The 24341-nt window shown below is 72.8% G+C and carries 21 protein-coding genes; 11 read left to right on the forward strand and 10 right to left on the reverse strand.

The genetic code is table 11. From position 1 onward, the window contains the following. The first annotated feature begins 167 nt into the window (after positions 1-167). From ACQPXG_RS20255 to ACQPXG_RS20265, 3 genes are all read left to right on the forward strand, one after another. A complete protein-coding gene (locus ACQPXG_RS20255) occupies positions 168-1319 on the forward strand; it encodes an Ig-like domain-containing protein (RefSeq protein ID WP_433469251.1) in 1152 nt (383 codons plus the stop codon). Between the two features lie 194 nt (positions 1320-1513). After that, positions 1514-2707: an Ig-like domain-containing protein gene (locus tag ACQPXG_RS20260; RefSeq protein ID WP_433469252.1), complete on the forward strand. Its 1194-nt coding sequence runs from the start codon at positions 1514-1516 to the stop codon at positions 2705-2707. A 60-nt stretch (positions 2708-2767) separates the two neighbouring features. Next, positions 2768-4102 (forward strand): glycosyltransferase family 4 protein, encoded by a 1335-nt coding sequence (locus ACQPXG_RS20265; protein WP_433469253.1) that lies wholly within the window; start codon positions 2768-2770, stop codon positions 4100-4102. On the opposite strand, the gene ACQPXG_RS20270 is transcribed toward ACQPXG_RS20265, so the two are convergent. Genes ACQPXG_RS20270 through ACQPXG_RS20280 form a run of 3 tightly spaced genes read right to left on the reverse strand, consistent with a single transcriptional unit; the run spans position 4072 to position 6559 of the window. Next, positions 4072-4581: a mycothiol transferase gene (locus ACQPXG_RS20270; RefSeq protein ID WP_433469254.1), complete on the reverse strand. Its 510-nt coding sequence runs from the start codon at positions 4579-4581 to the stop codon at positions 4072-4074. The two genes, ACQPXG_RS20265 and ACQPXG_RS20270, sit on opposite strands and share 31 nt — an antisense overlap. Further along, on the reverse strand, positions 4578-5906 hold the full coding sequence (locus ACQPXG_RS20275) for a sensor histidine kinase (protein WP_433469255.1): 1329 nt from the start codon (positions 5904-5906) through the stop codon (positions 4578-4580). The genes ACQPXG_RS20270 and ACQPXG_RS20275 overlap by 4 nt, the downstream gene beginning before the upstream one ends. Then, the gene (locus ACQPXG_RS20280) at positions 5903-6559 is read right to left on the reverse strand and encodes a response regulator transcription factor (RefSeq protein ID WP_433469256.1); all 657 of its coding nucleotides are present in this window, start codon (positions 6557-6559) and stop codon (positions 5903-5905) included. Before ACQPXG_RS20280 ends, ACQPXG_RS20275 begins: the two co-directional genes overlap by 4 nt. Positions 6560-6735: 176 nt before the next feature. On the opposite strand from ACQPXG_RS20280, the gene ACQPXG_RS20285 reads away from it, so the two are divergent. The 4 genes from ACQPXG_RS20285 to ACQPXG_RS20300 all read left to right on the forward strand — a co-directional run bounded on the left by ACQPXG_RS20285 (position 6736) and on the right by ACQPXG_RS20300 (position 10364). Further along, complete coding sequence (locus tag ACQPXG_RS20285) at positions 6736-7284, forward strand: hypothetical protein (RefSeq protein WP_433469257.1); 549 nt, start codon at positions 6736-6738, stop codon at positions 7282-7284. Positions 7285-7298: 14 nt separating this feature from the next. Beyond that, positions 7299-8327 (forward strand): efflux RND transporter periplasmic adaptor subunit, encoded by a 1029-nt coding sequence (locus ACQPXG_RS20290; protein WP_433469258.1) that lies wholly within the window; start codon positions 7299-7301, stop codon positions 8325-8327. 110 nt (positions 8328-8437) lie between these two features. Beyond that, positions 8438-9067 carry an ABC transporter ATP-binding protein gene (locus tag ACQPXG_RS20295; protein ID WP_433470014.1) on the forward strand — a complete coding sequence of 210 codons (630 nt, stop codon included), beginning with the start codon at positions 8438-8440 and terminating at the stop codon, positions 9065-9067. 73 nt (positions 9068-9140) lie between these two features. Continuing rightward, complete coding sequence (locus tag ACQPXG_RS20300; protein ID WP_433469259.1) at positions 9141-10364, forward strand: ABC transporter permease; 1224 nt, start codon at positions 9141-9143, stop codon at positions 10362-10364. Positions 10365-10544: 180 nt separating this feature from the next. Here ACQPXG_RS20300 and xylA read toward each other — a convergent pair whose 3' ends face one another. Beyond that, positions 10545-11708 carry a xylose isomerase gene (xylA, locus tag ACQPXG_RS20305; protein WP_433469260.1) on the reverse strand — a complete coding sequence of 388 codons (1164 nt, stop codon included), beginning with the start codon at positions 11706-11708 and terminating at the stop codon, positions 10545-10547. 11 nt (positions 11709-11719) lie between these two features. Continuing rightward, positions 11720-13102 (reverse strand): xylulokinase, encoded by a 1383-nt coding sequence (gene xylB / locus ACQPXG_RS20310; protein WP_433469261.1) that lies wholly within the window; start codon positions 13100-13102, stop codon positions 11720-11722. Between the two features lie 90 nt (positions 13103-13192). On the opposite strand from xylB, the gene ACQPXG_RS20315 reads away from it, so the two are divergent. Beyond that, the gene (locus ACQPXG_RS20315; protein ID WP_433469262.1) at positions 13193-14398 is read left to right on the forward strand and encodes an ROK family protein; all 1206 of its coding nucleotides are present in this window, start codon (positions 13193-13195) and stop codon (positions 14396-14398) included. On the opposite strand, the gene ACQPXG_RS20320 is transcribed toward ACQPXG_RS20315, so the two are convergent. Genes ACQPXG_RS20320 through ACQPXG_RS20330 form a run of 3 tightly spaced genes read right to left on the reverse strand, consistent with a single transcriptional unit; the run spans position 14395 to position 19318 of the window. Beyond that, positions 14395-15918 (reverse strand): glycoside hydrolase family 43 protein, encoded by a 1524-nt coding sequence (locus ACQPXG_RS20320; RefSeq protein ID WP_433469263.1) that lies wholly within the window; start codon positions 15916-15918, stop codon positions 14395-14397. The genes ACQPXG_RS20315 and ACQPXG_RS20320 overlap by 4 nt on opposite strands. Beyond that, a complete protein-coding gene (locus ACQPXG_RS20325) occupies positions 15915-18287 on the reverse strand; it encodes a beta-glucosidase family protein (RefSeq protein WP_433469264.1) in 2373 nt (790 codons plus the stop codon). The genes ACQPXG_RS20320 and ACQPXG_RS20325 overlap by 4 nt, the downstream gene beginning before the upstream one ends. Continuing rightward, a complete protein-coding gene (locus tag ACQPXG_RS20330; protein WP_433470015.1) occupies positions 18284-19318 on the reverse strand; it encodes a LacI family DNA-binding transcriptional regulator in 1035 nt (344 codons plus the stop codon). Before ACQPXG_RS20330 ends, ACQPXG_RS20325 begins: the two co-directional genes overlap by 4 nt. Positions 19319-19587: 269 nt before the next feature. On the opposite strand from ACQPXG_RS20330, the gene ACQPXG_RS20335 reads away from it, so the two are divergent. Genes ACQPXG_RS20335 through ACQPXG_RS20345 form a run of 3 tightly spaced genes read left to right on the forward strand, consistent with a single transcriptional unit; the run spans position 19588 to position 22705 of the window. Continuing rightward, positions 19588-20889 carry an extracellular solute-binding protein gene (locus ACQPXG_RS20335; protein WP_433469265.1) on the forward strand — a complete coding sequence of 434 codons (1302 nt, stop codon included), beginning with the start codon at positions 19588-19590 and terminating at the stop codon, positions 20887-20889. Continuing rightward, positions 20886-21878, forward strand: a complete 993-nt coding sequence (locus ACQPXG_RS20340; RefSeq protein ID WP_433469266.1) for a carbohydrate ABC transporter permease — start codon at positions 20886-20888, stop codon at positions 21876-21878. Before ACQPXG_RS20335 ends, ACQPXG_RS20340 begins: the two co-directional genes overlap by 4 nt. After that, the gene (locus ACQPXG_RS20345) at positions 21875-22705 is read left to right on the forward strand and encodes a carbohydrate ABC transporter permease (RefSeq protein ID WP_433469267.1); all 831 of its coding nucleotides are present in this window, start codon (positions 21875-21877) and stop codon (positions 22703-22705) included. Before ACQPXG_RS20340 ends, ACQPXG_RS20345 begins: the two co-directional genes overlap by 4 nt. Here ACQPXG_RS20345 and ACQPXG_RS20350 read toward each other — a convergent pair. Both ACQPXG_RS20350 and ACQPXG_RS20355 read right to left on the reverse strand, forming a co-directional pair. Next, positions 22680-23012: an AtuA-related protein gene (locus ACQPXG_RS20350; protein WP_433469268.1), complete on the reverse strand. Its 333-nt coding sequence runs from the start codon at positions 23010-23012 to the stop codon at positions 22680-22682. The two genes, ACQPXG_RS20345 and ACQPXG_RS20350, sit on opposite strands and share 26 nt — an antisense overlap. Next, positions 22993-24330, reverse strand: a complete 1338-nt coding sequence (locus ACQPXG_RS20355) for an acyclic terpene utilization AtuA family protein (RefSeq protein ID WP_433469269.1) — start codon at positions 24328-24330, stop codon at positions 22993-22995. Before ACQPXG_RS20355 ends, ACQPXG_RS20350 begins: the two co-directional genes overlap by 20 nt. Positions 24331-24341: the final 11 nt, after the last annotated feature.

Here is a 24341-nt window from a genome sequence, read left to right on the forward strand (position 1 = left end):
GCTCATCGACGGCTGCCCGAGCGGCGCCCTGTCGCCGGCTCGAACGGCAAATCTTCGGTTCCGTCCGAACCCGCGCCCCGTTCGGGGCGTCTCCATCCTTGAATCAATTTCACCGGACACTAGGTGAATTCATGGGCTTGGGGGTCTTTGTGGCAACTAAGGGTCGGGTGGGGCTTGTGGTGGCCGGCGGCACGGGCACGCTGGCGCTGCTCGTGACCGGTTGCTCGATCGGGGGCGCGGGCAGGCTCGCCTCGGGCGAGTCGGACACGACCGTGACGATCACGCCGGCCACCGGGACCGCCCAGGTCAAGCCGGACGGGACGATCGAGGTCAAGGCCGACGGCGGGAAGCTGCAGAACGTCACGGTCCAGGGCGCGGGCGCCACCATCACCGGCAAGTACGGCGAGGGCCACAAGACGTGGCGCTCCAGCCGCACCCTGACGCCCGGGACGTCCTACACGGTCACCGCGCAGGCAAGCGGCGGCGGCAAGACCCGCACGGCGACCAGTTCGTTCACCACGCTGAAGCCGTCCGAGACGCTGTCGATCGTGGACGTCACCCCGAACCTCACGGGGGAGAAGGTCGGCGTCGGCATGCCGATCTTCGTCCGGTTCAACCGCCCGGTCACCGACAAGGCGGCCGTGGAGCGGACGCTGCACGTCACCCCGGACAAGCCGGTGGAGGGCGCGTGGCGCTGGGTCGGCTCCGACCAGGTCATCTACCGGACGAAGACGTACTGGCAGCCGCACCAGACGGTCCGCTTCCAGGCGGACCTGGCCGGAGTGAACGCGGGCGGCGGCGTCTACGGGGCCAAGGACGCGCGAGCGAACCTCACCATCGGCGCCTCGCAGATCACCACCGGCGACATCGGCGATCACCACATGACGGTGACCCGCGACGGCAAGAAGCTGCGCACGATCCCGTTCAGCGCCGGCAACGGCCAGACCCGGGAGTTCACCACCACCAGCGGCGTCCATCTCCTGATGGAGAAGGGCAACCCGGTCACGATGACGTCGCCGGGCCGCAAGGAGGGCGACGCCGGCTACTACAAGACGGTCGTGAACTACGCCGTCCGCTTCTCCAACAGCGGCGAGTACGTGCACTCGGCGCCCTGGTCGCTCGGCTCGCAGGGCTCGGCGAACGTCAGCCACGGCTGCCTGAACGTCAGCCCGGCCAACGCCAAGTGGTTCTACGACATCATGCAGCGCGGCGACGTGATCAAGCTGACGGGAAGCGACCGCGAGGTCGAATGGGACAACGGCTGGTCCGTCTTCCAGCTGCCGTTCGACAAGTGGCGGGAGGGCAGCGCCCTCCGCTGAGTCACGGGCGCGATGACACGGAGAGTGATCGTCACACCGCCCTCTTGCAACGCTTTGATCTCGGACGCCCCCCAAACCCCCGGGTCATGGCATGATCGTCGACTTTTGTCGCTAATGTCGCTGTGGTAGACGGCGGGGTTCTGGAGGTTGTGGTGCAGCGGAGGGTTTCCGCAGGGGTTCGTGCGGGCGCAGGGATGGCGGGAGTCGTGCTGCTGCTCACGACCGCCTGTAGCGGGGGAGAGAAGGACTCCGGCGTGACCGTCGGGGAGAAGGGCGACGCGACCGTCCCGCAGGTGACGATCAACCCGGGCAACGGCAACACCAAGGCCGCGCCCGAGAACGGCGTCGTCGTCACCGCGGCGGGCGGCACCCTGGAACAGGTCACGGTCACCCTCAAGGGCAAGCCGGTGGACGGCGCGATGACCGCCGACAAGACCAGCTGGAAGTCGCGGACGCTGCGTCCCGGCGCCAAATACCAGGTCACGGCGGTCGCCAAGAGCCCCAAGGGCAAGTCGACCACGGTCAACGCCACCTTCGCCACGCAGAAGGCGGCGAACGCGCTGAGTATCGTGGACATCACCCCGGGCAAGAACGAGAAGGTCGGCGTCGGCATGCCGATCCAGGTGACCTTCAACCGCCCGGTCGGCGACAAGAAGGCCGTCGAGAGCGCCCTGGAGGTCAAGTCGGCCAAGCCGGCCACCGGCGCCTGGTACTGGTCGAACGACACCACGGCGATCTTCCGCACGAAGAACGGCACCTGGTGGGAGCCCAACCAGAACGTGACGTTCACGGCGAAGCTGGCCGGCGTGAAGTCGGGCAAGAAGACCTACGGCGTGTCGGACTTCAGCCGCAGGTTCCGCATCGGCGACTCGCACATCATCACCATCAGCACCAAGAAGAAGCGGGCCGTCGTCGAGAAGAACGGCAAGAAGGTCCGCAGCTGGCCGATCAGCGCGGGCCGCGGCGGCCGCGTCGTCAACGGCGTCGACACCTACCTCACCACCAGCGGCATCCACCTGACCATGGGCAAGGAGAACCCGGCGATCATGACGTCGGAGTGGATGGGCGTCGACCCGAAGGACAAGGCGAACGGCGGCTACAAGGAGGTCATCCCGTTCGCGGTGCGGATCTCCAACAGCGGCGAGTACATCCACTCGATGGCCGCCACCGTGTGGGCGCAGGGCCACCAGAACGTCAGCCACGGGTGCGTCAACTCGCCGCCCAAGGACGCCCAGTGGTTCTACAAGTTCTCCTACATCGGCGACCCCGTGATCATCACGGGTACCAAGCGCAAGCTGGAGCCGTTCAACGGCACGAGCTACTACCAGATGTCGTGGAACCGGTGGGTCAAGGGCAGTGCGCTCGACCGAACCGTGACCACCGGGTGACGATCGCCGGGCCCCGCCCGGGGAACGAGCCGGAGACGGCCGTCTGCGATCGGGGAGCCGGTGAACGAGTCAGCGCGTCCGCTGCGAATGCGGCGCCGCGTCCGGCGCAGGGCACACCGTGTCCTGCGCCGTTCGGCGCTCTGGGCACTGCGCCCGCTGCGGCTGCGGCGCGTCCCGCCGCCCGGTGAGCGGCTCCGCGTCCGGGTCCTGCTGCAGAACGCGCACGGGACGGGCGGGACGATCCGCACGGTCCTGAACCTCTGCGGCCACCTGGTCCGCGACCATGACGTCGAGATCGTCAGCGTCCTGAGGCGGAGCACGAAACCGTTCTTCGCGATCCCGGACGGCGTCACGGTCACCTACGCCGACGACCGCTTCGCCGCCAAGGGGCGGGCGGCCCGCGCCCTGGCCAGGCTGCCGAGCCTGCTGACACCCGCGGACGAGGCGTCCTTCCGCCACATGAGCCTCTGGACCGACCTCTGCCTCCTGCGCCGCGCCCTGCTGCGCGGCAGGCCGCCCGACGTGCTCGTCGCGACCAGGCCGTCGCTGATCCTGCTGGCCGCAGAGCTCGCGCCGGGCGGTGTCGCCACGATCGGGCAGGACCACATGAACCTCGGGTCCTACCGGCCCGCCCTCCGGCGGCAGATCGTCCGCGCCTACCGCCGGCTCACCGTCGTCGCGACGCTCACCGGCGAGGCCCGCGCAGGCTACGAGGCCGCCCTCGCCGGCTCCGCCGCACGGGTCGTCCGGATCCCGAACGCCGCGCCGTCGCTGCCGGGCCGGCCGTCCCGGCGCGAGCACAAGGTCGTGCTGGCGGCAGGCCGGCTCGTCCACGCCAAGGGCTTCGACCTGCTCATCCGCGCCTACGCGCCGATCGCGGCCGAGCACCCCGACTGGACCCTGCGCATCTTCGGCGGCGGGCCGCGCCGGGACCGGCTCCGCGCGCTCATCGGCGACCTCGGGCTCACCGGCCGGGTCGAGCTGTGCCCCCGCACCCGAGACCTGCACGCGGAGATGGCGCGCGCGTCGATCCACGTGCTGTCGTCGCGCCGCGAGGGCATGCCGATGGTCGTCATCGAGGCCATGGGCATGGGGCTGCCGGTCGTGTCGTTCGACTGCCCGACCGGACCGGCAGAGCTGATCAGATCCGGCCACGACGGGCTGCTCGTCCCCGCCGGAGACGTGGACGCCCTGACCGAGGCGCTCCGCGAGCTGATCGCGGACCCCGGATTGCGGGACCGGCTCGGCGACGCGGCCCTGCGGTCCGTGCGCGCCCATCACCTGGACCGCATCGGCCCCCGGTGGTCGCGCCTCATCGCCGGCCTCGGCGCGCCCGCCCGCAGCCGGGACGGGCCGCCCGGCCGTCAGGCGCCCTTGAGCAGGCCGCGGACGTAGGCGGCCTGGCCCGCGTGCTGCAGATCGTCGGAGACCACGCTGATCAGCCGGACGGCCAGCGTGACCGGCGGATCCCACGCCCGGTCGACGACCCGGGACAGGTCGTCGTCGGTCAGCGAGGCCACGTACCGGACGGTCCGGTCGTGCACGGCGTCGTGGTACCCGGTCAGCAGATCGGCCGACTCCACCTGGACGGCGGCGACCTGGGCGGCGTTGTGGCCGTACCCGGTGTCGGACGGATCCAGCGGCAGATCGAACCGGTCGGCCCATCCGTCCTCGGTCCAGACCTGGGCGGTGCCGGCGGCGTCGGCGATGTGGTCGTCCTGGATGCGGGTGAGATGCCAGACGAGCCACGCGATCGAGTTGGCCCTCTCGGCGGGCTGCTCGGCGAGCCGCCGCGCGGGCAGCCCCCCGGCCGCCCCGTGGACAACCTGCTGGATCCTGTCGAAGGCGTCGGTGAGCAGTTGCGCACTGGTCATTGATCCGACGCTACCGTGATCCGCCCCGCGTTTCCGGCAGGCGCCCCCGGGGGGACCTCCTGCCGCGGGCCGTCCACCCGGCTGGGCAGCCGCACGGTCACGGCGAGGCCGCCGTCCGGGCGCGGCTCCGCGGTCACTCCGCCGCCGTGGGCGGTCGCCGTGGCGCGGACGATCGACAGGCCGAGCCCGGAGCCGCGGTCGGAGCGCACCCGGTCGTTGCCGAGCCGCCGGAACGGCTCGAAGATCGTCTCGACCTCGTAGGCGGGAACGACGGGCCCGGTGTTGGTGACGACGACCTCGGCCCACCCGTCGCGGCCCCGGGTGGCGACGTGCAGGTCTCCGCCGTCGTGGTTGTGCCGGATCGCGTTCTCGACGAGGTTCTGCACGAGCCGCTCCACGAGCACCGGGTCGCCCGAGGTGGGCGCCGGGCCCAGCAGCCGGTCGGTGCCGACGCCGCGGGCCCTGGCCTCCGGGGCGGCCTGCTGGAGGACGTGCCCGGCGACGTCCGCCAGGTCGAGCGGAGCGGCGTCGGCCACGACGTTCCCGGTGTCGGCGAGGGTGAGCAGCCCGTCGATGAGCCGTTCGTGCCGCCCGTTGACGACCAGCAGCGACTCACCGAGCCGCTTGACGTCGTCGGTGGCGTCCGGGCGGCGCACCGCCACGTCGATGAGCGTCCGGTTGATCGCGAGAGGGGTCCGCAGCTCGTGCGAGGCGTTCGCGACGAACCGGCGCTGCCCGTCGAAGGCGCCGGCCAGCCGGCCGAGCATGGTGTCGAACGTGTCGGCCAGCTCTTTGACGTCGTCGCGCGGCCCCTCGTAGGCGATCCGCTCGGTGAGGTCGTGGCTGCGCGCCACCCGCCGCGCGGTGTCGGTGATCGCGTGGACGGGCCGCAGCGCCCGGTCGGCGAGCAGCCAGCCGAAGCCGAGCCCGGCCGCGCCCACCAGGCCGAGCGCGATGCCGCCCTGGGTGAGCAGCGCGTTGAGCGTCTCCCGCTGGTAGTCCTCGCGTCCCTTGATCAGCACACCCTGGACCTTCTGGAGGGTGACCTGCGGAGCCTCGCCGGGCGGTGGCGCGACGACCTGCCCGCCGGGCCCCGCTGTCTTCCCGCCGGCCCCGTTGGCCTGGAAGACCTGGTCCGCCTTCCCGGGTTCGCCCTGCCTCTGCAGGTTGTTCTGCACGAGCAGGTACGTCAGGCCGAGCAGGACGATGCCCGCGCACACGAACAGGCCGGTGTAGAGCAGCGTCAGCCGCATTCTGATCGTCGGCCGCAGCCGGTCGTTGAACCACGTGGTGCCGGTGTGCGTCGTCGTGGTGTGCGTCGTCATGGAATCCGGTACCCCACTCCCGGGACGGTCTCGATGACCGGGGGATCGCCGAGCTTGCGGCGCAGCTTCATCAGCGTGACCCGGACGGTGTTGGTGAACGGGTCGGTGTGCTCGTCCCACACCTTCTCCAGCAGCCGCTCGGCGGACACGATCGTCCCGTCCGCGCGCAGCAGCTCGGCGAGCAGCCCGAACTCCTTGCGGGCCAGGTGCACGTACCGGCCGTCGCGGAACACCTCCTGGCGGGACGGGTCGAGCCGGATCCCGGCGCGCTCCAGCGTCGGCGGCGCCGCCGGGCGGGCCCGGCGGCCGAGCGCGAGGATCCGCGCCACCAGCTCCTCGAACGCGAACGGCTTGGTCAGGTAGTCGTCCGCGCCGAGGCGCAGCCCGTCGACCCGGGCCGGGACGGTGACCGCGGCGGTCAGCATCAGCACCCGGACGAGCGCCCCGGACTCCACGAGCGCGCGGCACACGTCGTCGCCGTGCACGACGGGCAGGTCCCGGTCCAGGACGAGCACGTCGTAGTCGTTCACGCCGAGCCGTTCGAGCGCGGCGTCCCCGTCGTAGACCACGTCCACGGCGAGGGCCTCGGCCCGGAGCCCCTCGGCGATCGAATCGGCGAGCATCCGCTCGTCCTCGGCGATCAGTACCCGCACGTCTTCCGTCCTCTGCCGTCTCCGGGACGCGCCGCCCGGCGCGTCCTGCCCAAGCTTCGGGGAGGCGGCGTAACGCGGGCATAACGCGATCCGGTTACGCCGGGGTTACCGGCCCGGGGCTGAACTTGCGGTCGCCGCCGGCGCACCGTCCGGCGGGACGACAAGGAGACCGATCGATGCGACGACAGACGCTCGCGGCGCTGGCGCTGGTTCCGGTCCTGGCCCTCGGCCTGCAGGGCTGCGGGGCCGAGGGCAAGGGCGCGGGGGCGAGCAGTACCGCCAAGAAGGCCAGCGACCAGGAGAAGATGCGGAAGTTCGCCCAGTGCATGCGCGACAACGGGGTGGACATGAAGGACCCGAGCGGGGACGGCCGGGTCGAGATCCATGCGTCCGCCGGGCCCGGCAAGGGCGGCCCCGGCAAGACGGACGGCAAGATCCAGGCGGCGCAGAAGAAGTGCGCGCACCTGATGCCGAACGGCGGCAAGCCGCCCAAGCCGAAGCCGGAGGAGCTGGCGAAGATGCGCGCCATGTCCAAGTGCATGCGCGACAACGGCATCAGCGAGTTCCCCGACCCCGACCCCGACGGCGGCATCAAGATCCAGGCCGGCAAGGGCACCGGCATCGACCCGGGGAGCCAGCGGTTCAAGAACGCGCAGAAGGCGTGCTCGAAGTACTCGCCTGACGGCGGCAAGGGCCCCTCGACGACCGTCGGCGGCGGCGACTAGTGGCCAGGACGCGCGTGATCGTCTTCGGCGCGGCGGGTGTGATCGTGGCCGGCGGCGCGGGTCTCGCGACGGCCGGGCTCGGCGGAGGCGGCGACCCGGCCGCCGCGCACAGCTCCCTGCCGCCCGCGACGGCGGCGATCGAGCGGACGACGCTCGTCGAGACCCAGGACGTGGACGGGACGCTCGGTTACGGCAACACGCACACCATCGCCGGAGCCGGGAACGGCACCCTCACCTGGCTGGCGGGGCCGGGCTCGGTGATCCCCAGGGGCAGGTCGGTGTACCGGGTCGACAACAAGCCGGTGCCGCTGCTGTACGGGAGGCTGCCGCTGTACCGGGCGCTCTCCGAAGGGACGGAGGGCGCCGACGTCCTGCAGCTCGAACGGAACCTGCGGGCCCTCGGCTACACGGGGTTCACCGTCGACAAGACGTTCAGCGCCTCCACCACCGCGGCCGTGAAGCGCTGGCAGGACGACCTCGGCCTGGCGGAGACCGGCCGGATCCAGCCGGGCTCGGCGGTCGTCGCGCCCGGCCGGATCCGCGTGGCCGAACGCAAGGCGACCGTCGGCGACCGCATCGGCGGCGCCGTCCTCACCTACACCGGCACGACCCGCGTGGTGAGCGTCGACCTGGACGTCGAGTACCAGCGGCTCGCGAAGAAGGGCGGTGAGGTGGAGATCGAGCTGCCGTCCGGCGACACGGTCAAGGGACGGATCACTTCGGTCGGGAAGGTCGCCAAGGAGGGGCAGCAGGACCAGCCGACGACCGTCGAGGTCGAGATCGCGGTGGCGAGCCAGCAGAAGCTCGGCTCCTACGACAAGGCGCCCGTCGAGGTGCACGTCACCGCGAACAAGCACGCCGATGTCCTCGCCGTGCCGATCGGCGCGCTGCTCGCCCAGGGCGACGGCGGCTACGCCGTCCAGGTCGTGGAGGGCGGGCGGGTCCGCACGGTGCCGGTGGAGACCGGCGTGTTCACCGACGGCCAGGTCGAGATCTCCGGGTCGGGGCTGTCCGAGGGCATGAAGGTCGGGGTGCCCTCGTGAGCGGCGAAGCGCAGGAAGGGGAGTGGGAGGTCGTCCCACCGCAGCGGGCCGGGAGCGCGGTCGTCGAGCTTCGCGAGGCGACCAAGACCTATCCGGGAGGGGTCACCGCGCTGGACGGGGTGTCGCTGACCGTCGAGGCGCGCGAGCTGGTCGCGATCGTGGGGCCGTCCGGCTCCGGGAAGTCGACGATGCTGCACCTGATCGGCACGCTCGACCGGCCGAGCGCCGGCACCGTGCTGGTCGAGGGCACGGACGTGTCGCGGCTCTCGGACCGGCGCCTGTCGGCGCTGCGCGCCCGCCGGATCGGCTTCGTGTTCCAGCAGTTCCACCTCGCCGCCGGGGTCAGCGCGCTCGACAACGTCGCGGACGGGCTTCTGTACGGGGGCGTGCCGCTCGCCCAGCGGCGCCGCAAGGCGCGCCGCGCCCTGGAGCGCGTCGGGCTCGGGCACCGGCTCGGCCACCGGCCGCACCAGCTGTCCGGCGGGGAGAAGCAGCGCGTGGCGATCGCCCGCGCGGTCGTCGGGGAGCCCGCGCTGCTGCTGGCGGACGAGCCGACCGGCGCGCTGGACTCGGCGTCGGGTGCGGGCGTGCTGGACCTGCTGCGCGAGCTGTCCGGTGGCGGCACGACGGTCGTGCTGATCACGCACGACCGGGACATCGCCGCGCTGCTGCCCCGGCAGGTGCGGATGCGCGACGGCCGGATCGTGCACGACGACGCACGATTGGAGGCGGCCCGATGACCGCAACGAAGCGAGGATCTTCGGGCCGCCGGGCCCGGGGGTCTGGGGGTCGCCCCCAGAAAGGTAGGGCCCGATGAGCGGCGGAACGGTGAACGCGACGACCCCGCCCGGGGACGGGCCGGCGCGGCTCGGCCCGCGCGACGTGCTGCGGGTCGGCGCCGCCGGTCTGCGGTCCCGCCCGATGCGGGTGTTCCTGTCCGCCCTCGGCATCGCGATCGGCATCGCCGCGATGATCGGCGTGGTCGGCATCTCGACGTCCAGCCGGGCCCAGCTGCAGGCGACGCTCGACCGGCTCGGCACCAACCTGCTCACGGTGGGGCCCGGCCGGGACTTCTTCGGGGAGGAGTCGAAGCTGCCGGAGGAGTCCGTCGGCATGGTGAGCCGGATGCCGGAGGTGGACTCGGCGTCCGCGACGGCGAAGCTGAGCGACACCAACGTCTACCGCAACGACCACATCCCGGAGGGCGAGAGCGGCGGGATCAGCGTCTTCGCGGCCCGTCTCGACCTGCCGAAGACCGTCGGCCTCACGATGGCCACCGGGACGTGGCTGAACGCGGGCACGGCGAAGTACCCGGCGGTGGTGCTCGGCTCGGAGACGGCCGAGCGGCTCGGGGTGTCGACGCCGAACGTCCAGGTGTGGCTCGGCTCGCAGTGGTTCACGGTCGTCGGCATCCTGGAACCGACCCAGCTGGCGCCGGAGCTTGACTCGGCCGCGCTCGTCGGCTGGGACGCCGCCGCGGCCCACCTCGGTTTCGACGGCCATCCGACCACCGTCTACACCCGGGCCCGCAAGGACGCGGTGGAGAAGGTGCGGGACCTGCTCGCGGCCACCGCGAACCCGCAGGCGCCGAACGAGGTCGAGGTCAGCCGCCCCTCGGACGCGCTGGCCGCCCAGAACGCCACCGACAAGGCGTTCACCGGCCTGCTCCTCGGCCTCGGCGGCGTCGCGCTGCTGGTCGGCGGCGTCGGCGTCGCCAACACGATGGTGATCTCCGTCCTGGAACGCCGCGCCGAGATCGGCCTGCGCCGCTCGCTCGGCGCGACCCGCGGTCAGATCCGGCTGCAGTTCCTCACCGAGTCGCAGTTGCTCGCCGCGCTCGGCGGCGTCGGCGGCGTGGCGATCGGCATCGTGGTCACCGCAGTCTTCGCCGTATCGCAGGGCTGGCCCACCGTCGTCCCGGTGTGGGCGATGGCCGGCGGCGTCCTCGCCACACTGCTCATCGGCGGCGTCGCCGGCCTCTACCCGGCCCTCCGCGCCGCCCGCCTCGCCCCCACCGAGGCCCTCGCGGCGCCATAGGGGCCGAAAGTCCGGCCACGGCCACGGGCCGTGAGGCCTGAGGGAGCGTAGCGAGCGGAGGTCGCCCGGCCCGCCGAGCCGGGCGACCGCAGGGCCACGCCACCAACCCGCACGGTCACAACACACCCGCACCGTGGCGTGAGGATCGACCGGCTCGCGACGGGGGGTTCCAAGGGGGCGCTACCCCTGGGCAACACCGTAGAGGTGTTCCAGGGCGAGCTGGTCGAGGTGTTCGAAGGCGGTGCGGCGGGCGCCGAGGGTCTCGGCGTCGGCGGTGGCGTCGCGGACGGAGCGCCAGTCCTCGCCGTCGGCCAGGGTGGGCTGGGCGAGTTCGTCCAGCTTGGCCTGGCGCAGGGCCTCCTGGACGTCGGGGTCGGCGCGGAACGCGCGGACCTTCTCGCGCAGGATCAGCCAGTTGCGCATGCAGGCCGCCGCCGACTCCCACACGCCCTCGTCGTCCTCGGTGCGCGGCGGCTTGAAGTCGAAGTGGATCGGGCCGCTGTAGTCGCTGTTCTCGATCAGGTCGACGACCCAGAAGGCGCCGCGCGTGTTGCCGGCTCCGAAGCGGAGGTCCTGGTCGTAGCGGGGGCCGTGCTGCCCGTTCAGGTCGATGTGGAACAGCTTGCCCTGCCACAGGGCCTGGGCGAGGCCGTGCGCGTAGTTGAGGCCGGCCATCTCCTCGTGCCCGACCTCGGGGTTCAGGCCGACGTTGCCGGGGCGTTCCAGGGTCTGGATGAACGCGAGGGCGTGGCCGATGGTGGGCAGCAGGATGTCGCCGCGGGGCTCGTTCGGCTTCGGCTCGATCGCGAAGCGCAGGTCGTAGCCCTGGTCGGCGACGTACGCGCCGAGGACGTCGAACGCCTCCTTGTAGCGGTCCAGCGCCGCCCGGACGTCCTTGGCGGCGCCCGACTCGGCGCCCTCCCGTCCGCCCCAGCACACGTAGGTGCGGGCGCCGAGCTCGGCCGCGAGGTCCAGGTTGTCCATGACCTTTCGGAGCGCGAACCGGCGGACGTCGCGGTCGTTGGCCGTGAACGCGCCGTCCTTGAAGATCGGGTGGCCGAACAGGTTGGTGGTGGCGGTGGTGACGACCAGGCCCGTCTCGTCGAGCGCCTTGCGGAACGCGTCGATCCTCTCCTGCCGTTCGGCGGGCGTGGCGTCGAAGTCGAACACGTCGTTGTCGTGGAAGTTCACGCCGTAGGCGCCGATCTCGGCCAGCTTGCGCACGGCGCGGTCGGCGGGCATCGGCGGGCGGGTGCCGGGGCCGAACACGTCGACGCCCTGCCAGCCGACCGTCCAGATGCCGAACGAGAAGCGGTCTTCCGGCACCGGTGTGTAGTCGCTCAAGGGAATCCTCCTCAGATCTCCGGGGCGGAGTCGCGCAGCGCCGCGTAGCGCTCGCGGACCTCCGTCCCGGTGTGCTCGCTGGTGTGCTCGGTCGAGGGCCGTGCGGGCCATTCGGGGGGTTCCGGCGTCCCGGCGAGTGCCCAGGCGGCCTGGCGGGCGGCGCCGAGGGCGACGTACTCGGCGGGTTCGGGGACGGTCACCGGCGTCCCGAAGATCGCCGGGGCGAGCGCGCGGACGGCCGCGGACCGGGCGCCGCCGCCGATCAGCAGGGTGCGGCGCGGCCGGACGCCCTGTGCGGTGAGATGGTCGACGGCGTCGGTGAGCGAGCACAGCAGCGCCTCCACGGCGGCCCGGGCCACGTTCTCCCGCGTCGCGTTGGCCGTGGTCAGCCCCGCGAGCACGCCGGTCGCGTCCGGGCGGTCGGGGGTGCGTTCGCCGTCGAGGTAGGGCAGCAGCGTCAGGCCTCCGGCACCGGGCTCGGCGGCCAGGGCGAGGGCGGACAGCTCGTCCAGGGCGGCGCCGGTCATCGCGGCGGCGGCCGACAGGACCCGCGCGGCGTTCAGCGTGCACACGAGGGGCAGGAACCGGCCGGTCGCGTCGGCGAAGCCCGCGACCAGGCCGGACGGGTCGGCGGCGGGCCCGTCCGCGACCGCGAACGCCGTCCCGGAGGTGCCGATCGACACGACGACGTCGCCGGGCCGCAGCCCGAGGCCGAGCGCGGCGCCCATGTTGTCGCCGGTGCCGGGCCCGAGCGCGGCGCCCCAGGCCGTCTCGCCGGCGCGTTCGCCGGGGGCGGCGACGCGCGGCGTCTCGGCGTCGTGGCCGAGCGCGGCGCGCAGCAGGTCCGGCAGGTAGGCGCCGGACGCGGGGGACCAGTAGCCGGTGCCGGAGGCGTCACCGCGGTCCGTGACCGGTTCGCGCGCGCCCAGCCGCAGTGTCAGCCAGTCGTGGGGGAGCATGACCCGCTCGGTGCGCCGCGCGTTCTCCGGCTCGTGTTCGGCCATCCAGCGCAGTTTGGTCACGGTGAACGACGCGAGCGGCACGCTGCCGGTCCGCTCCGCCCACGCCTTCGCGCCGCCGCACTCCTCGACGAGTGCGCGGGCCTGCGGCGCCGAGCGGGTGTCGTTCCACAGCAGGGCGGGGCGGACGACCTCGCCCGCGCCGTCCAGCGCGACCATGCCGTGCTGCTGGGCGGCGACCGCGACCGCGTCGGCCCGTTCGAGCAGCTCCTGGACCTGGGACAGCGCGTCCTGCCAGTGGCCGGGGTGGCACTCGGTGCCGTCCGGATGCGGTGCGGACGCCTCCGCCACCACGGCGCCGTCGTCCGCGCGGCACAGCACGACCTTCGTCGACTGGGTCGAGGAGTCGACGCCCGCGACCAGGCGCTCGGACATCCGTCCCGCCTTTCGTAAAGAGCTTGGACTAATTAACCTAGCAGAGGGTCTCCACCCTGCCTATACACCCGATTCATTTAGGGTTGATCCATGACGAAGTCCGCGAACGCCCCCGTCCGGCACGCGACGATGCGTGAGCGGAACCTCGCCGTCGTCCTGGAGCACGTGGCCCGTCACCAGCCGGTCACCCGGGCGCGCCTGGCCGACCTCACCGGTTTCACCAAGACCACCGTGTCCAACCTCGTGGCCTTGCTGGAGGGCGCGGGACTGGTCCGGGACGGGGCGCCCGTCCATGAGGGGGAGCGCGGGCGTCCCGGCGTCGGCGTGTCCCTGCACGGTGACGGCGCCGCCGGGCTCGGGCTGGAGGTCAACGTCGACTACCTCGCCGCCTGCGTCCTGGACCTCGCCAAGCAGGTCCGCTACCGGCATGTGATCAGTTCCGACAACCGTGACCGGGAGCCCGGCGCGGTGCTCGCCGCCGTCTCCGCGCTGGCGGCCGACGCGGTCGCGGCCGCCGCCGGGCAGGGGCTGACCGTCGCCGGCGCCGCGGTCGCCCTGCCCGGCCTGCTCGACCGCGACACCGGGGTGGTGCGGCACGCCCCGAACCTCGGCTGGACGGACGTCCCCGTCACCGGCACGCCCGATCTCGCGACGGCGCTGCCCACCGAGTACGACAACGAGGCCAACCTGGCCGCCCTCGGCGAACTGTGGTTCGGCGCCGGCGCCCGGTTCGGCGACTTCGTGCACGTCTCCGGCGAGATCGGGATCGGCGCCGGCATCGTCGTGGACGGGCGCGTGTTCCGCGGCGCGCACGGCTTCGCCGGTGAACTCGGGCATCTCGTCGCCGAGCCGTCCGGCCCCCCGTGCTCCTGCGGAGGGCGCGGCTGCCTGGAGCAGATCGCCGGCCAGGAGGCGATGCTCCGCGCGGCCGGCCTCCCGGTGACGCGCCCGGCCGCCGGCCCCGAGGGGTCGGTGAGCCGGCTCGTCGACCGGCTGAACACGGGCGACCCGGCGGCCCTGGAGGCGGTGACGCGGGCGGGGCGCGCGCTCGGCGGCGCGCTCGCCTCGGCCGTCAACCTGATCGACCCCGACACCATCGTGCTCGGCGGAGTTTTCTCGCCACTGGCCGCCTGGGTCCGGCCGCCGCTGGAGTCCGTCCTCGCGGACGGTTCCGGAGCGCTGCGGCGGGGCGCCCCGCCGGTCGAGATCTCCGGGCTGGCGGAGGGCGCCGCGGTCCTCGGCGCCGCCGGCCTCGTCGTGGAGCGCGTGATCGCCGACCCCGCGCTCCTCCTCTAGAGCGGGACGTACTCGAACCAGGCGAAGTCGGCGTGGTTGCCGCTCGCCCGGCCGTTGGAGGTCGCGTAGAGGCCGATGTAGGCGCCGGTGAAACCGCCCGCGACCTGGCTGCTCAGGATGTCGCCGTCCACCGGCTCGCCGAGCGGCGTCCAATCCCCTGGCACGGTGCAGTACGACGCCTGGTACCAGCGTCCGTGGGCCTCGAAACCCAGCCGGACAGGGCCTGGGACGGCCGGCCCCTTGGCCAGCACCGTCTCGACGCCCTGTTCCCGCTTGACGAGGCGCAACCCTTGGCTCGTCGACACCAGCAGCACGTGGAAGTCGCTGTTCTGGACGAGGGCGAGCCCCGCCCACTCCTCATAGACGGGGGTGAAGTCCAGCGCGGTGAAGGCGGCGAAGGCCGGGTGCTGCTGCCGCCGCCCGACGAACGAAGGGTTGGCGACGTCCGCGAGGCTCTCCGGACGGACGCGCAGCCGCAGATGCCCCGGACGATCGGCCAGACTCCACCAGCGTTCGCGGGGAGTCCGCAGCATGTTCCACACGGGATCGAGTTCAGGCCCGTCGAACTGGTCGCACCTCGGTACCGCCGGCCACGGATGCGGTGGCAGCGACGGGACCGGGTGGCTCGGCTCGACCCGCCCCCCGGCGACCGGCCAGCCGTCCTCCCAGGTGACCGGGGTCAGGAACGTCTCCCGGCCGAGGTTGCACCGGTCGCCGTGGTGCGGTCGCATGCCGAGCAGGACCATCCACCATTCCCCGTCCGGGGTCTCCACGAGATCGGCGTGCCCGGTCCCGACGACCGGGTGCCCGGTTCCGAGGTTCCGGTGGGTCAGCACCGGGTTGCGCGGATTCCCCTCGTACGGTCCGGTGACGGTGTCGGCGCGCGCGACCATCACGGCGTGGTCCATCGCCGTGCCGCCCTCGGCGGTGAGCAGGTGGTACCGGCCATCGATCTTGTAGAGATGGGAGCCCTCGGACCAGATCGCGCCCTTGACCGCCCCGTCCCAGATCACGTGCTCGGTACCGGTCAGGGCCAGGGCGGACGGGTCGAACTCGCGCAGCCAGATCTCGGTGTGCCCCTCGTACCGCCCGGTCGGCCGGGTGCCGGTGCACCACGCGCGCCCGTCGTCGTCGAAGAACAGGGACGGGTCGATCCCGTCGCCGGCGAGCCGGCGGGCGTCCGACCACGGCCCGGCGGGATCGGGCGCGGTCATCACGAAGTGGCCCGACCACTCGGTGCCGTCCACGAGCGTGCAGACCAGGTAGAAGGTGTCGTCGTGGTGGCGCAGCGTCGGCGCGTACAGGCCGCCGGAGGCGGGGACCCCGTCCAGGGGGAGTTGCTCCGGCCGGTCCAGCGCGTGCCCGATCTGCCTCCAGTGCACCAGATCGCGGCTGTGGAACACCGGCAGGCCGGGAAACCATTCGAAGGTCGAGGTCACCAGGTAGAAGTCGTCGCCCGCGCGGCAGATCGACGGGTCGGGGTGGAATCCCGGCAGCACCGGGTTGCCGAACGCGGTCATAGCGGCGTGACCTCGACCGGGACGGTCAGGACGCGGTCCGGGCCGAGCTCGCGGACGGGGCCGTCCAGCGTGAACGAGCCGCGCAGCGGCAGATCGGCGCTCGACCGGCCGACCGCGACCTCGACCACGCCCGGTTCGACGATGCGCCGCAGGTCGGGACCCGTGAACGAGGTCCGGTCGGCGTGCACCTGGAACTCGACCCGTGCCGCCTCGCCCGGCTCCAGCCGGATCCTCGCCCAGCCGGCGAGCCAGCGCGCCGGGCGCACCACCGACGCGACCGGGTCGGACAGGTACAGCTGCGCCACCTCCGTTCCGGCGCGTTCCCCGGTGTTACGAACGACGGCGCTGACCGTGACCGTCCCGTCGGTGGCCGCCCGCTCGCCGGCCTTCAGGTCCGAGTACTCGAAGGACGTCCAGGTCAGGCCGTACCCGAACGGGTAGAGCGGGACGGGGTCGACCATGCTCCAGTCGTGCCCGCCGTCCATCAGCGACCGCAGGTAGGTGACGGGCGGCCCGGACGCGCGGCGCGGCACGCTGATCGGCATCCGCCCGGACGGTTCGGCCCGCCCCGCGAGGATCCCCGCGACGGCCCGGCCGCCCTCCTCACCGGGGAAGAACGCCTGCACGACGGCGGCGGCGCGGTCGGCGATGGTCTCGATCGCGTAGGGACGCCCGGTCAGCATCACGATGACCGTGGGCGTTCCCGTGTCCAGGACGGCCGCGGCGAGTTCGGCCTGCCGTCCGGGCAGCGCGAGCGTCTCGGCGTCGCAGCCCTCGCCGGACGTGCCGCGGCCGAACAGCCCGGCCCGGTCGCCGAGCGCGAGCACGCACACCTCGGCGTCCCGCGCCGCCGCGACCGCCGCCTCGATGTCGGCGTCGTCGGCGACGAACACGTCGTCCGAGCCGGCCACCCGGACGCCGGGCAGCTCGGCGCGCAGCGCGTCCGCCAGCGTCGGGATCTCCACGCCGAGCGGCAGCTCCGGGTGCTGGCGGCCGACGTGGCTCGGGAAGGTGTAGCAGCCCATCATCCCGGAGGGGTCGTCCGCGAGCGGCCCGGCCAGCGCGACGCCGGAGCCGGAGCGCAGCGGCAGCACGCCGTCGTTCGCCAGCAGGACGACCGACTCCTCGGCCAGCCGGCGGGCCAGCGCCCGGTGCTCGGGAGGATCGAAGTCGAGGGCGGCCCCGTCCCCGCCGGCGGGCGCCTCGTCCAGCAGGCCGAGTTCGGCCTTCAGGGTCAGGACGCGGCCGGCGGCGCGGTCGAGCAGCTCCTCCGGGACGGCCCCGCGCAGGATCTGCTCGATCAGCGGAGTGCCGTAGCAGCGGACCGTCGGCAGCTCCACGTCGAGGCCGGCGCGCAGCGCGAGCGCGGCGGCCTCGCCCCGCGACCCGGCCACCCGGTGCCGGGTCTCCAGGAAGGAGACGCCGAAGTAGTCGGAGACGACGACGCCGGTGAAGCCCAGCTCCTCGCGCAGCAGGCCGGTCAGCAGGCGCTCGTCGGCCGCGGCGGGCATCCCGTCCACGTCGGTGTAGGAGTGCATGACCGAGCGGGCGCCTCCGTCGCGCAGCGCCATCACGAACGGCTCCAGGACGACGTCGGCGAACTCGCGCGGCCCGATGGGCGTCGGGGCCATGTTCCGGCCGGCGCGGGACGCGGAGTACCCCGCGAAGTGCTTGAGCGTCGTGACGATGCCGGACCGTTCCATGGCGCTCACATAGGCGGTGCCGAGGACCCCGACGAGATAGGGGTCCTCGCCGATGCACTCCTCCGTCCGGCCCCAGCGCGCGTCGCGGACCACGTCCAGCACCGGCGCGAGGCCCTGGTGGACGCCGGCCGCCCGCATGCTCGCCCCGATGGCCGTGGCCATCTCGGCCACGAGCCCGGGGTCGAAGGTGGCGCCCCACGCGGGCGGGCTGGGGAACACGGTGGCGCCCCAGGTCATGAAGCCGTTGAGGCACTCCTCGTGCGCGATCGCCGGGACGCCGAACCGGTTACCGGCGGCGACGCGGCCCTGCAGGTCGCGGAGCCGGGCGGCGCCCTCGGCCGGCGTGACCGGGACGGTGCCGAACACCCGGGTGAGCTGGCCGAGACCGCGCTCCAGGACGTCCTCCAGGGACGGGGCGTCCTCGTGCGAGTCGTCCTCCATCGGCGCCACGGGCTCGCCCGGCTCGGCGGGCATCGCCCAGAAGCCGGCGAGCTGGCCCGCCTTCTCCTCCGGCGTCATCCGGGCCAGCAGGTCGGCGACCCGCTCGGCGGCCGGCAGCCCGCGGTCCCGCCAGGGCTCGCGGGTCGCGCTCGCGGCCGGGACGGCTCCGGTCTCCGTTCCGGGTGCGGGGACGACCCCCCGCACCCCCCGGATCGCTTCGCTCACTTGTCATCCTCCGAGGGGGGCGGCGGTGCGGTGGAGGCCCGGACGCGCAGATCGGTGGCCAGCTCCACGCGGGGGGTCAGCGGCGGCCGTCCGTCCAGCAGTTGGAGCAGGGTGCGGGCCGCGACGCGGCCCATCTCCTCCAGCGGCTGCCGGACGGTCGTCAGCGGTGGCGACAGCCACTCGCAGGTGGGCAGATCGTCGAAGCCGACGACGCTAAGGTCGTCGGGGATGCGCAGCCCGGCGAGCCGGGCCGCCTGGTAGGCGCCCATGGCCTGCTCGTCGCTGCCCGCGAAGATCGCGGTGGGCGGCCCGGGCAGTTCCAGAAGCTCGCGGGTGCGGGCGAAACCGCCCTGGTGGTGGAAGTCGCCGTACCGGACGAGGTTCTTGTCGACCTCGATCCCGGCGCGCTCCAGCGCGGTCCGGTAGCCGTCCACCCGGGCCTGGGTGCAGAGCATGTCGGCGGGGCCGCCGATCATCCCGATGCGGCGGTGGCCGAGCCCGATCAGGTGCTCGGTCGCGGCGAGGCCGCCCGCCCAGTTGGTGGCGCCGACGCTGGCGATCTCGGCGTCCGGCAGGTTCACCGGGTCCACCAGGACGAGCCCGACGCCGGCCCGCTCCAGCTGCTCGCGCTGGCGCCGCGTCATCCGGGACGTCACCAGGATGACCCCGTCGCTGTGGTGCAGCGCGGGCAGGTTCTGCCAGCTCGGCGGCCGGGCGTCGTCCTCGCGGACCAGCGAGACGACGACGCCGGTGCCGTGCTCGGCGCACTCGGCCTCGACGCCGCGCAGGATCTCGACCGCCCACGGGCTGTCGAGGCCGGCCAGGACCAGGTCGATCAGGCCGGACCTGCGGGCGCGGCGCGTCCCGCCCGGGCCGGGGTAGTTGTGGGTGCGCAGCAGCGCCTCCACGCGCTCGCGCGTCGCGGCGGCCACGTCGGTGCGTCCGTTCAGGACCTTGGACACCGTGGCGGGGGAGACCCCCGCCTCGGACGCGATCAGTGCCAGCGTCGGCCGGGACGGCGGATCCGGCATCTCGTCGGTGGTGCGCACGGGCACGCTTCACTCCTCCCCGAGGAAACGATTGCGAACAGTATCGCAATGTTTCGCTCTCTCCTAGCCCCGGGTTCCGACTTTCGTCCCGGGGTTTGATGGCTAATACCCACTGGACCCTTGACCGTGGAGGGCCCCTTTCTTAGAGTTCCACGGCAACGGAACATCGAAGAGTTTCGAAATCTTTCGAGCGGCCGGCCGCCCGTCCCGCCGCCCCAGGCCCCGCCCACCCCCCGATCCAGGAGGCCACCATGGGCACCCCACACCTGTCGCGCCGTTCCTTCCTCACCGCGGTCTCCGCCGGCGCCGTCCTCGTCACGGCCGCGCCCATGCTCGCCGCCTGCGGCGACGGCGACTCCGGGTCGGGGAACGGCAAGGTGACCATCGAGTGGATGGACATCGCGACCACCGAACCGTCCAAGTCGATCTACCCGCAGGTCGCCAAGGCCTACGAGGCCGCGCACCCGAACGTCAAGATCAAGCTCACCAACCTGGAGAACGAGGCCTACAAGTCGAAGATGACGGCGCTCGTCGCCTCCGGCAAGCTGCCGGACATCTACGTGACCTGGGGCGGCGGCGTGCTGAAGCAGCAGATCGACGCCGGGCTGGTCAAGGACCTCACCTCCGGCGGGGGCGGCCTCCTGAGCACCATCACGCCGGTGTCGCAGAAGGCGTACCAGTTCGACGGGAAGACCTACGCCATCCCGTACGACATGGGCATGGTGGGCTTCTGGTACAACAAGCGGCACTTCACGAAGGCCGGCATCAAGGACACCCCGAAGACCTGGGCCGAGTTCCTGGACGCCGTCCGCAAGCTCAAGTCTGCGGGCGTGACCCCCATCGCGCTCGGCGGCAAGGACAAGTGGCCCGGCCACTACTACTGGGCCTACCTCGCGATGCGCGTCGGCGGCATGGCCGCGATGGAGCAGGCCGCCAAGAGCAACGACTTCGGCGGCCCGGCGTTCGTCCAGGCGGGCCGGCACCTCAAGGAGCTGGTCGACCTGCAGCCCTTCCAGGCCGGCTTCCAGAACGCCGGGTACGACACGCCCGGCGGTGAGGCCGCCACGATGGGGGCCGGGAAGGCCGGCATGGAGCTGATGGGCCAGTGGGCGCCCGCGGTGGAGAAGGACGCCTCCGGCAAGGGCATCGGCGACGACCTCGGCTGGTTCCCGTTCCCGACCGTCGACGGCGGCCAGGGCACCGTCACCGACGTGTTCGGCGGCGGCAACGGGCACTCGCTCGGCAAGGACGCGCCCAAGGAGGCCATGGACTTCCTGACCTTCCTGATGAACAACGAGAACGAGAGCAAGCTCGTCTCCTCGGGCGCGTTCATGCCGGTCGTCAAGGGCGCCGAGAAATCGTTGAGCGACCCGAACCGCAAAATGGTCGCCGAGGCGCTGGACAACTCCACCGGGTTCCAGCTGTACCTGGACCAGGCGTTCCCGCCCGCCGTCGGGCAGCAGGTCAACGACAGCGTCGCGGCGCTCATCGGCGGCAAGAAGACCGCCGAGGAGGTCGCGCAGCAGGTCACCAAGGTGGCCAAGAGCCAATGACGTTGTCCGCCACGACCGACGACCGGCCGCGGCCCGCCGTACGCGCCCCGCGCAGGCGGGGCCGTTCGGCGCCGGCGGGGAAACGGCTGCGCGGCTGGATGTCGGCCAGCTGGTTCCTGCTGCCGGCACTGCTGCTGTTCTTCTTCTTCGTCCTGATCCCGATCTTCGTCGCGTTCTACACGAGCTTCTTCAAGTGGGGCGGCTTCGGCCGGCCCGAGGACTTCGTCGGCCTGGACAACTACCGGAAGCTTTCCGACGACCCCGTCTTCCGTGGCGACCTGTGGCGCGGCCTCGTCCTGGTCGTGCTGTCGATCCTCGTCCAGCTGCCGATCGCGCTCGGCACCGCCGTCCTGCTGAACCAGCGGATGCGCGGCCGGGCCGTGTACCGGGCGGTCTTCTTCGCGCCCTACATCCTGTCCGAGGTGATCGCGGGCGTCCTGTTCGGCATCATCTTCCTGCCGGGCACCGGGCTCGCCGACAAGCTCGTGGAAGACCTGCCCCTGCTCGGCGGCCTCGCCGGGAAGTGGTTCTCCGACCCCGGCACCGCGCTGCCCACCCTGTTCGCCGTCATGACCTGGAAGTACTTCGGCTTCCACATGATGATCTACCTGGCCGGGCTGCAGGGCATCCCGGCGGAGGTCCTGGAGGCGGCCTCGATCGACGGGGCCGGGCCGTGGCGGCGGTTCCGCGCCGTCACGCTGCCTCTGCTCGGCCCGACCCTGCGGATCAGCGTGTTCCTGTCCGTCATCGGCTCGATCCAGCTGTTCGACCTCGTGTGGGTCACCACGACCGGCGGGCCGACGAATTCCACGGAGACGATGGCCGTCACCATGTTCCAGTTCGGCTTCAAGCGGTACCAGATGGGCTACGCCGGCGCGATCAGCGTGGCCATGTTCCTGATCAGCATGGTCTTCTCCCTGCTGTACCAGCGCTACGCGCTCCGCCGTGACCTGCAGGGCGCGGTCACCTCGGCGGGAGGCCGCCGATGAGCCGTCCCGCGGTCGCGCGGAGCCTGTCCCGGCACGCACTCGTGTGGGTGCTCGGCTCCTTCATCGTCGTCCCGCTTCTGTACGCGGTCATCTCCGGGTTCAAGACCACCGGCGACCTCACCACGAACCCGATCGGGCTGCCGCACCCCTGGAAGGTGTCGAACTACACCGGCATCCTGTCGTCCGGCGAATTCTGGCGGCAGATCGGCAACAGCGTCATGATCGCCGCCGCCACCGCGCTGATCACCGTCGCGGTGTCGGCGCTGGCGGCGTTCGCCTTCGCCCGCTACGCGTTCCGGGGCCGCGAGTTCTTCTTCACACTGTTCGCGGCGGGGCTGATGTTCCCGCCCGCGGTGGCGGTGCTGCCGCTGTTCGTCCTGCTGCGCTCGTCCGGGCTGCTGGACAACCCGCTCGGCATCGTCCTGCCGCAGGCCGCGTTCGCGCTGCCCATCACGATCATCATCCTGCGGTCCTTCTTCCGGACGATCCCCGCGGAGCTGGAGGAGGCCGCCATCATGGACGGCTGCACCCGGTTCGGGTTCTTCTGGCGCATCCTGCTGCCCATGGCGCGGCCCGCCCTCGGCACCGTGTCGGTCCTCGCCATCGTGACGAGCTGGAACAACTTCTTCCTGCCGCTGCTGGTGCTGGCCGACCCGAAATGGCAGACGATCCCCGTCGGCATCCAGCAGTTCCAGGGGCAGTACGCGACCGACTACGCGCTCGTCATCGCCTACATCGTGCTGGCGATGGTCCCCGCGATCGCCTTCTACGCGGTGGCCGAACGCCAGCTGATCGGCGGGCTCACCGCGGGCGCGACGAAGGGCTGAGCTCGATCTCCAGGGAGAGCAGGCGCGAGCCGAGCCCCTTGCCGTGCGCGTCCAGTGCCAGCGACGTCGTGACGCCGCCGTCCAGCGACTGCCGGCAGACGAACTGCAGCGCGCACAGGTTCGGCAGCTCGTACCGGAGGACCTCGCCGCGCACACGGGCACCGAGGTGCCGCCGCACCGCCTCGACCGTCAGCTCCCGGACGAGGTCGGGGTAGTGCTCGTCGCGGTACGGGAACACCGACAGCGTCGAGGTGTCGCCCTTGTCGCCGGCCCTCGCGTGCGCGATCTCATGCAGTGGGACGAGCAACGGGTGCCTCCAGGATCTCGGTGGCGGGGACGACGGCCTCACGGGGCAGCAGCGTCGACACGATGCCGACGACGTCGTCGACCCGCGTGCGGACGCCGCCCCCGCCCGCCGGGCCGTTGGTGTAGAGCGCCTCGACCTCGTGGCACACGTCCTCGGCGTGCCCGGGGTCGCGGGCGAGCGCGGCGACCCGCAGCCGGCACTCGCCGCCGGGGTCGTCCGGCGGGCCGGCCGGTCCGATCACGTCCAGGCGCGGCGTGAGGCCCGCCGGGGCGAGCCGTTCCGCGACGATCCGGCCGGCCAGCTCGGCGCGGGCCCTGGCGTTCGGCCCCGCGTAGGAGATCTCCGCCTCGGCGCGGTGGCCCGCGTGGTAGCCGACGCTGACCTTCAGCGTGCCCGGACGCGGCCGCCCGGCCGCGCCCCGCACGAGGACGCGGTCGGGACCCGCCTCCTCGACGGTGACGCCGCGCACGTCCAGCAGGACGTCCGGGGTGCGGTACGCGGCCGGGTCGGTGATCTCGTACAGCAGCTGCTCCCGGACGGTCGCGCGCGAGACGAGGCCGCCGGTGCCCGGCAGCTTGCCGATCACGGCGGACCCGTCGGCGCGGACGTCGGCGAACGGGAAGCCGAGGTCGGCCAGGCGGGGGACGTCCTTGACACCGGGGTCGGCGAAGTACCCGCCGGTGATCTGCCCGGCGCACTCCAGCAGGTGGCCGGCGAGCGTCCCCGCCGCGACGCGGGGCCAGTCGCGGGTCTCCCAGCCGAGCCCGTGCGCGATCGGCGCGAGGAACAGCGACGGGTCCGCGACGCGGCCGGTGAGCACCAGGCCGGCGCCCGCGTCGAGCGCCGGGAGCAGCGCGTCGGCGCCGAGGTAGGCGTTGGCGGAGATGACCGGGCCGTGCTCGCCGATCGGGCGGCCGTCCTCCAGCGCGGGCGCGTCCAGGTCGATCCGGTCGAGCACGTCGTCGCCGGTCACGACGGCGATCTTCAGGGTGTCCAGCCCGAGTCCGGCCGCGACGGCGCGGGCGGCCTCACCCGCGGCGCGCGGGTTGGCGGCGCCCATGTTGGACAGGATCGGCACGCCTCCCCGCACCGCCGGCGGCAGCAGCGCCGTCAGGCGGGCCCGCAGGCGCGGGTCGTAGCCCTGGCCGGGGTCGGCGAGGCGGCGGCGGTGGCCGAGCGCGATCGTCCGCTCGGCCAGGCATTCCAGGACGAGCGCGTCCAGGTTCCCGCGCTCGGCGAGGTCCACGGCCGGTCCGATCCGGTCGCCGCCGAACCCCGCGCCGCCACCGATCCGCACGCTGCGGTCCGGTCGTGCCATGTCGTCCCCCG

Source organism: Spirillospora sp. CA-128828 (assembly GCF_050945415.1).
Lineage (GTDB): Bacteria > Actinomycetota > Actinomycetes > Streptosporangiales > Streptosporangiaceae > Spirillospora.

What these genes read in the sequence shown, in the direction of transcription:
- ACQPXG_RS20260 (WP_433469252.1), top strand. Translation starts at nt 1,514, where the DNA reads ATGGCGGGAGTCGTGCTGCTGCTCACGACCGCCTGTAGCGGGGGAGAG.
- ACQPXG_RS20270 (WP_433469254.1), bottom strand. Translation starts at nt 4,581, where the DNA reads ATGACCAGTGCGCAACTGCTCACCGACGCCTTCGACAGGATCCAGCAG.
- ACQPXG_RS20275 (WP_433469255.1), bottom strand. Translation starts at nt 5,906, where the DNA reads ATGACGACGCACACCACGACGACGCACACCGGCACCACGTGGTTCAAC.
- ACQPXG_RS20285 (WP_433469257.1), top strand. Translation starts at nt 6,736, where the DNA reads ATGCGACGACAGACGCTCGCGGCGCTGGCGCTGGTTCCGGTCCTGGCC.
- ACQPXG_RS20300 (WP_433469259.1), top strand. Translation starts at nt 9,141, where the DNA reads ATGAGCGGCGGAACGGTGAACGCGACGACCCCGCCCGGGGACGGGCCG.
- xylB (WP_433469261.1), bottom strand. Translation starts at nt 13,102, where the DNA reads ATGTCCGAGCGCCTGGTCGCGGGCGTCGACTCCTCGACCCAGTCGACG.
- ACQPXG_RS20315 (WP_433469262.1), top strand. Translation starts at nt 13,193, where the DNA reads ATGACGAAGTCCGCGAACGCCCCCGTCCGGCACGCGACGATGCGTGAG.
- ACQPXG_RS20320 (WP_433469263.1), bottom strand. Translation starts at nt 15,918, where the DNA reads ATGACCGCGTTCGGCAACCCGGTGCTGCCGGGATTCCACCCCGACCCG.
- ACQPXG_RS20330 (WP_433470015.1), bottom strand. Translation starts at nt 19,318, where the DNA reads ATGCCGGATCCGCCGTCCCGGCCGACGCTGGCACTGATCGCGTCCGAG.
- ACQPXG_RS20335 (WP_433469265.1), top strand. Translation starts at nt 19,588, where the DNA reads ATGGGCACCCCACACCTGTCGCGCCGTTCCTTCCTCACCGCGGTCTCC.
- ACQPXG_RS20340 (WP_433469266.1), top strand. Translation starts at nt 20,886, where the DNA reads ATGACGTTGTCCGCCACGACCGACGACCGGCCGCGGCCCGCCGTACGC.
- ACQPXG_RS20345 (WP_433469267.1), top strand. Translation starts at nt 21,875, where the DNA reads ATGAGCCGTCCCGCGGTCGCGCGGAGCCTGTCCCGGCACGCACTCGTG.
- ACQPXG_RS20355 (WP_433469269.1), bottom strand. Translation starts at nt 24,330, where the DNA reads ATGGCACGACCGGACCGCAGCGTGCGGATCGGTGGCGGCGCGGGGTTC.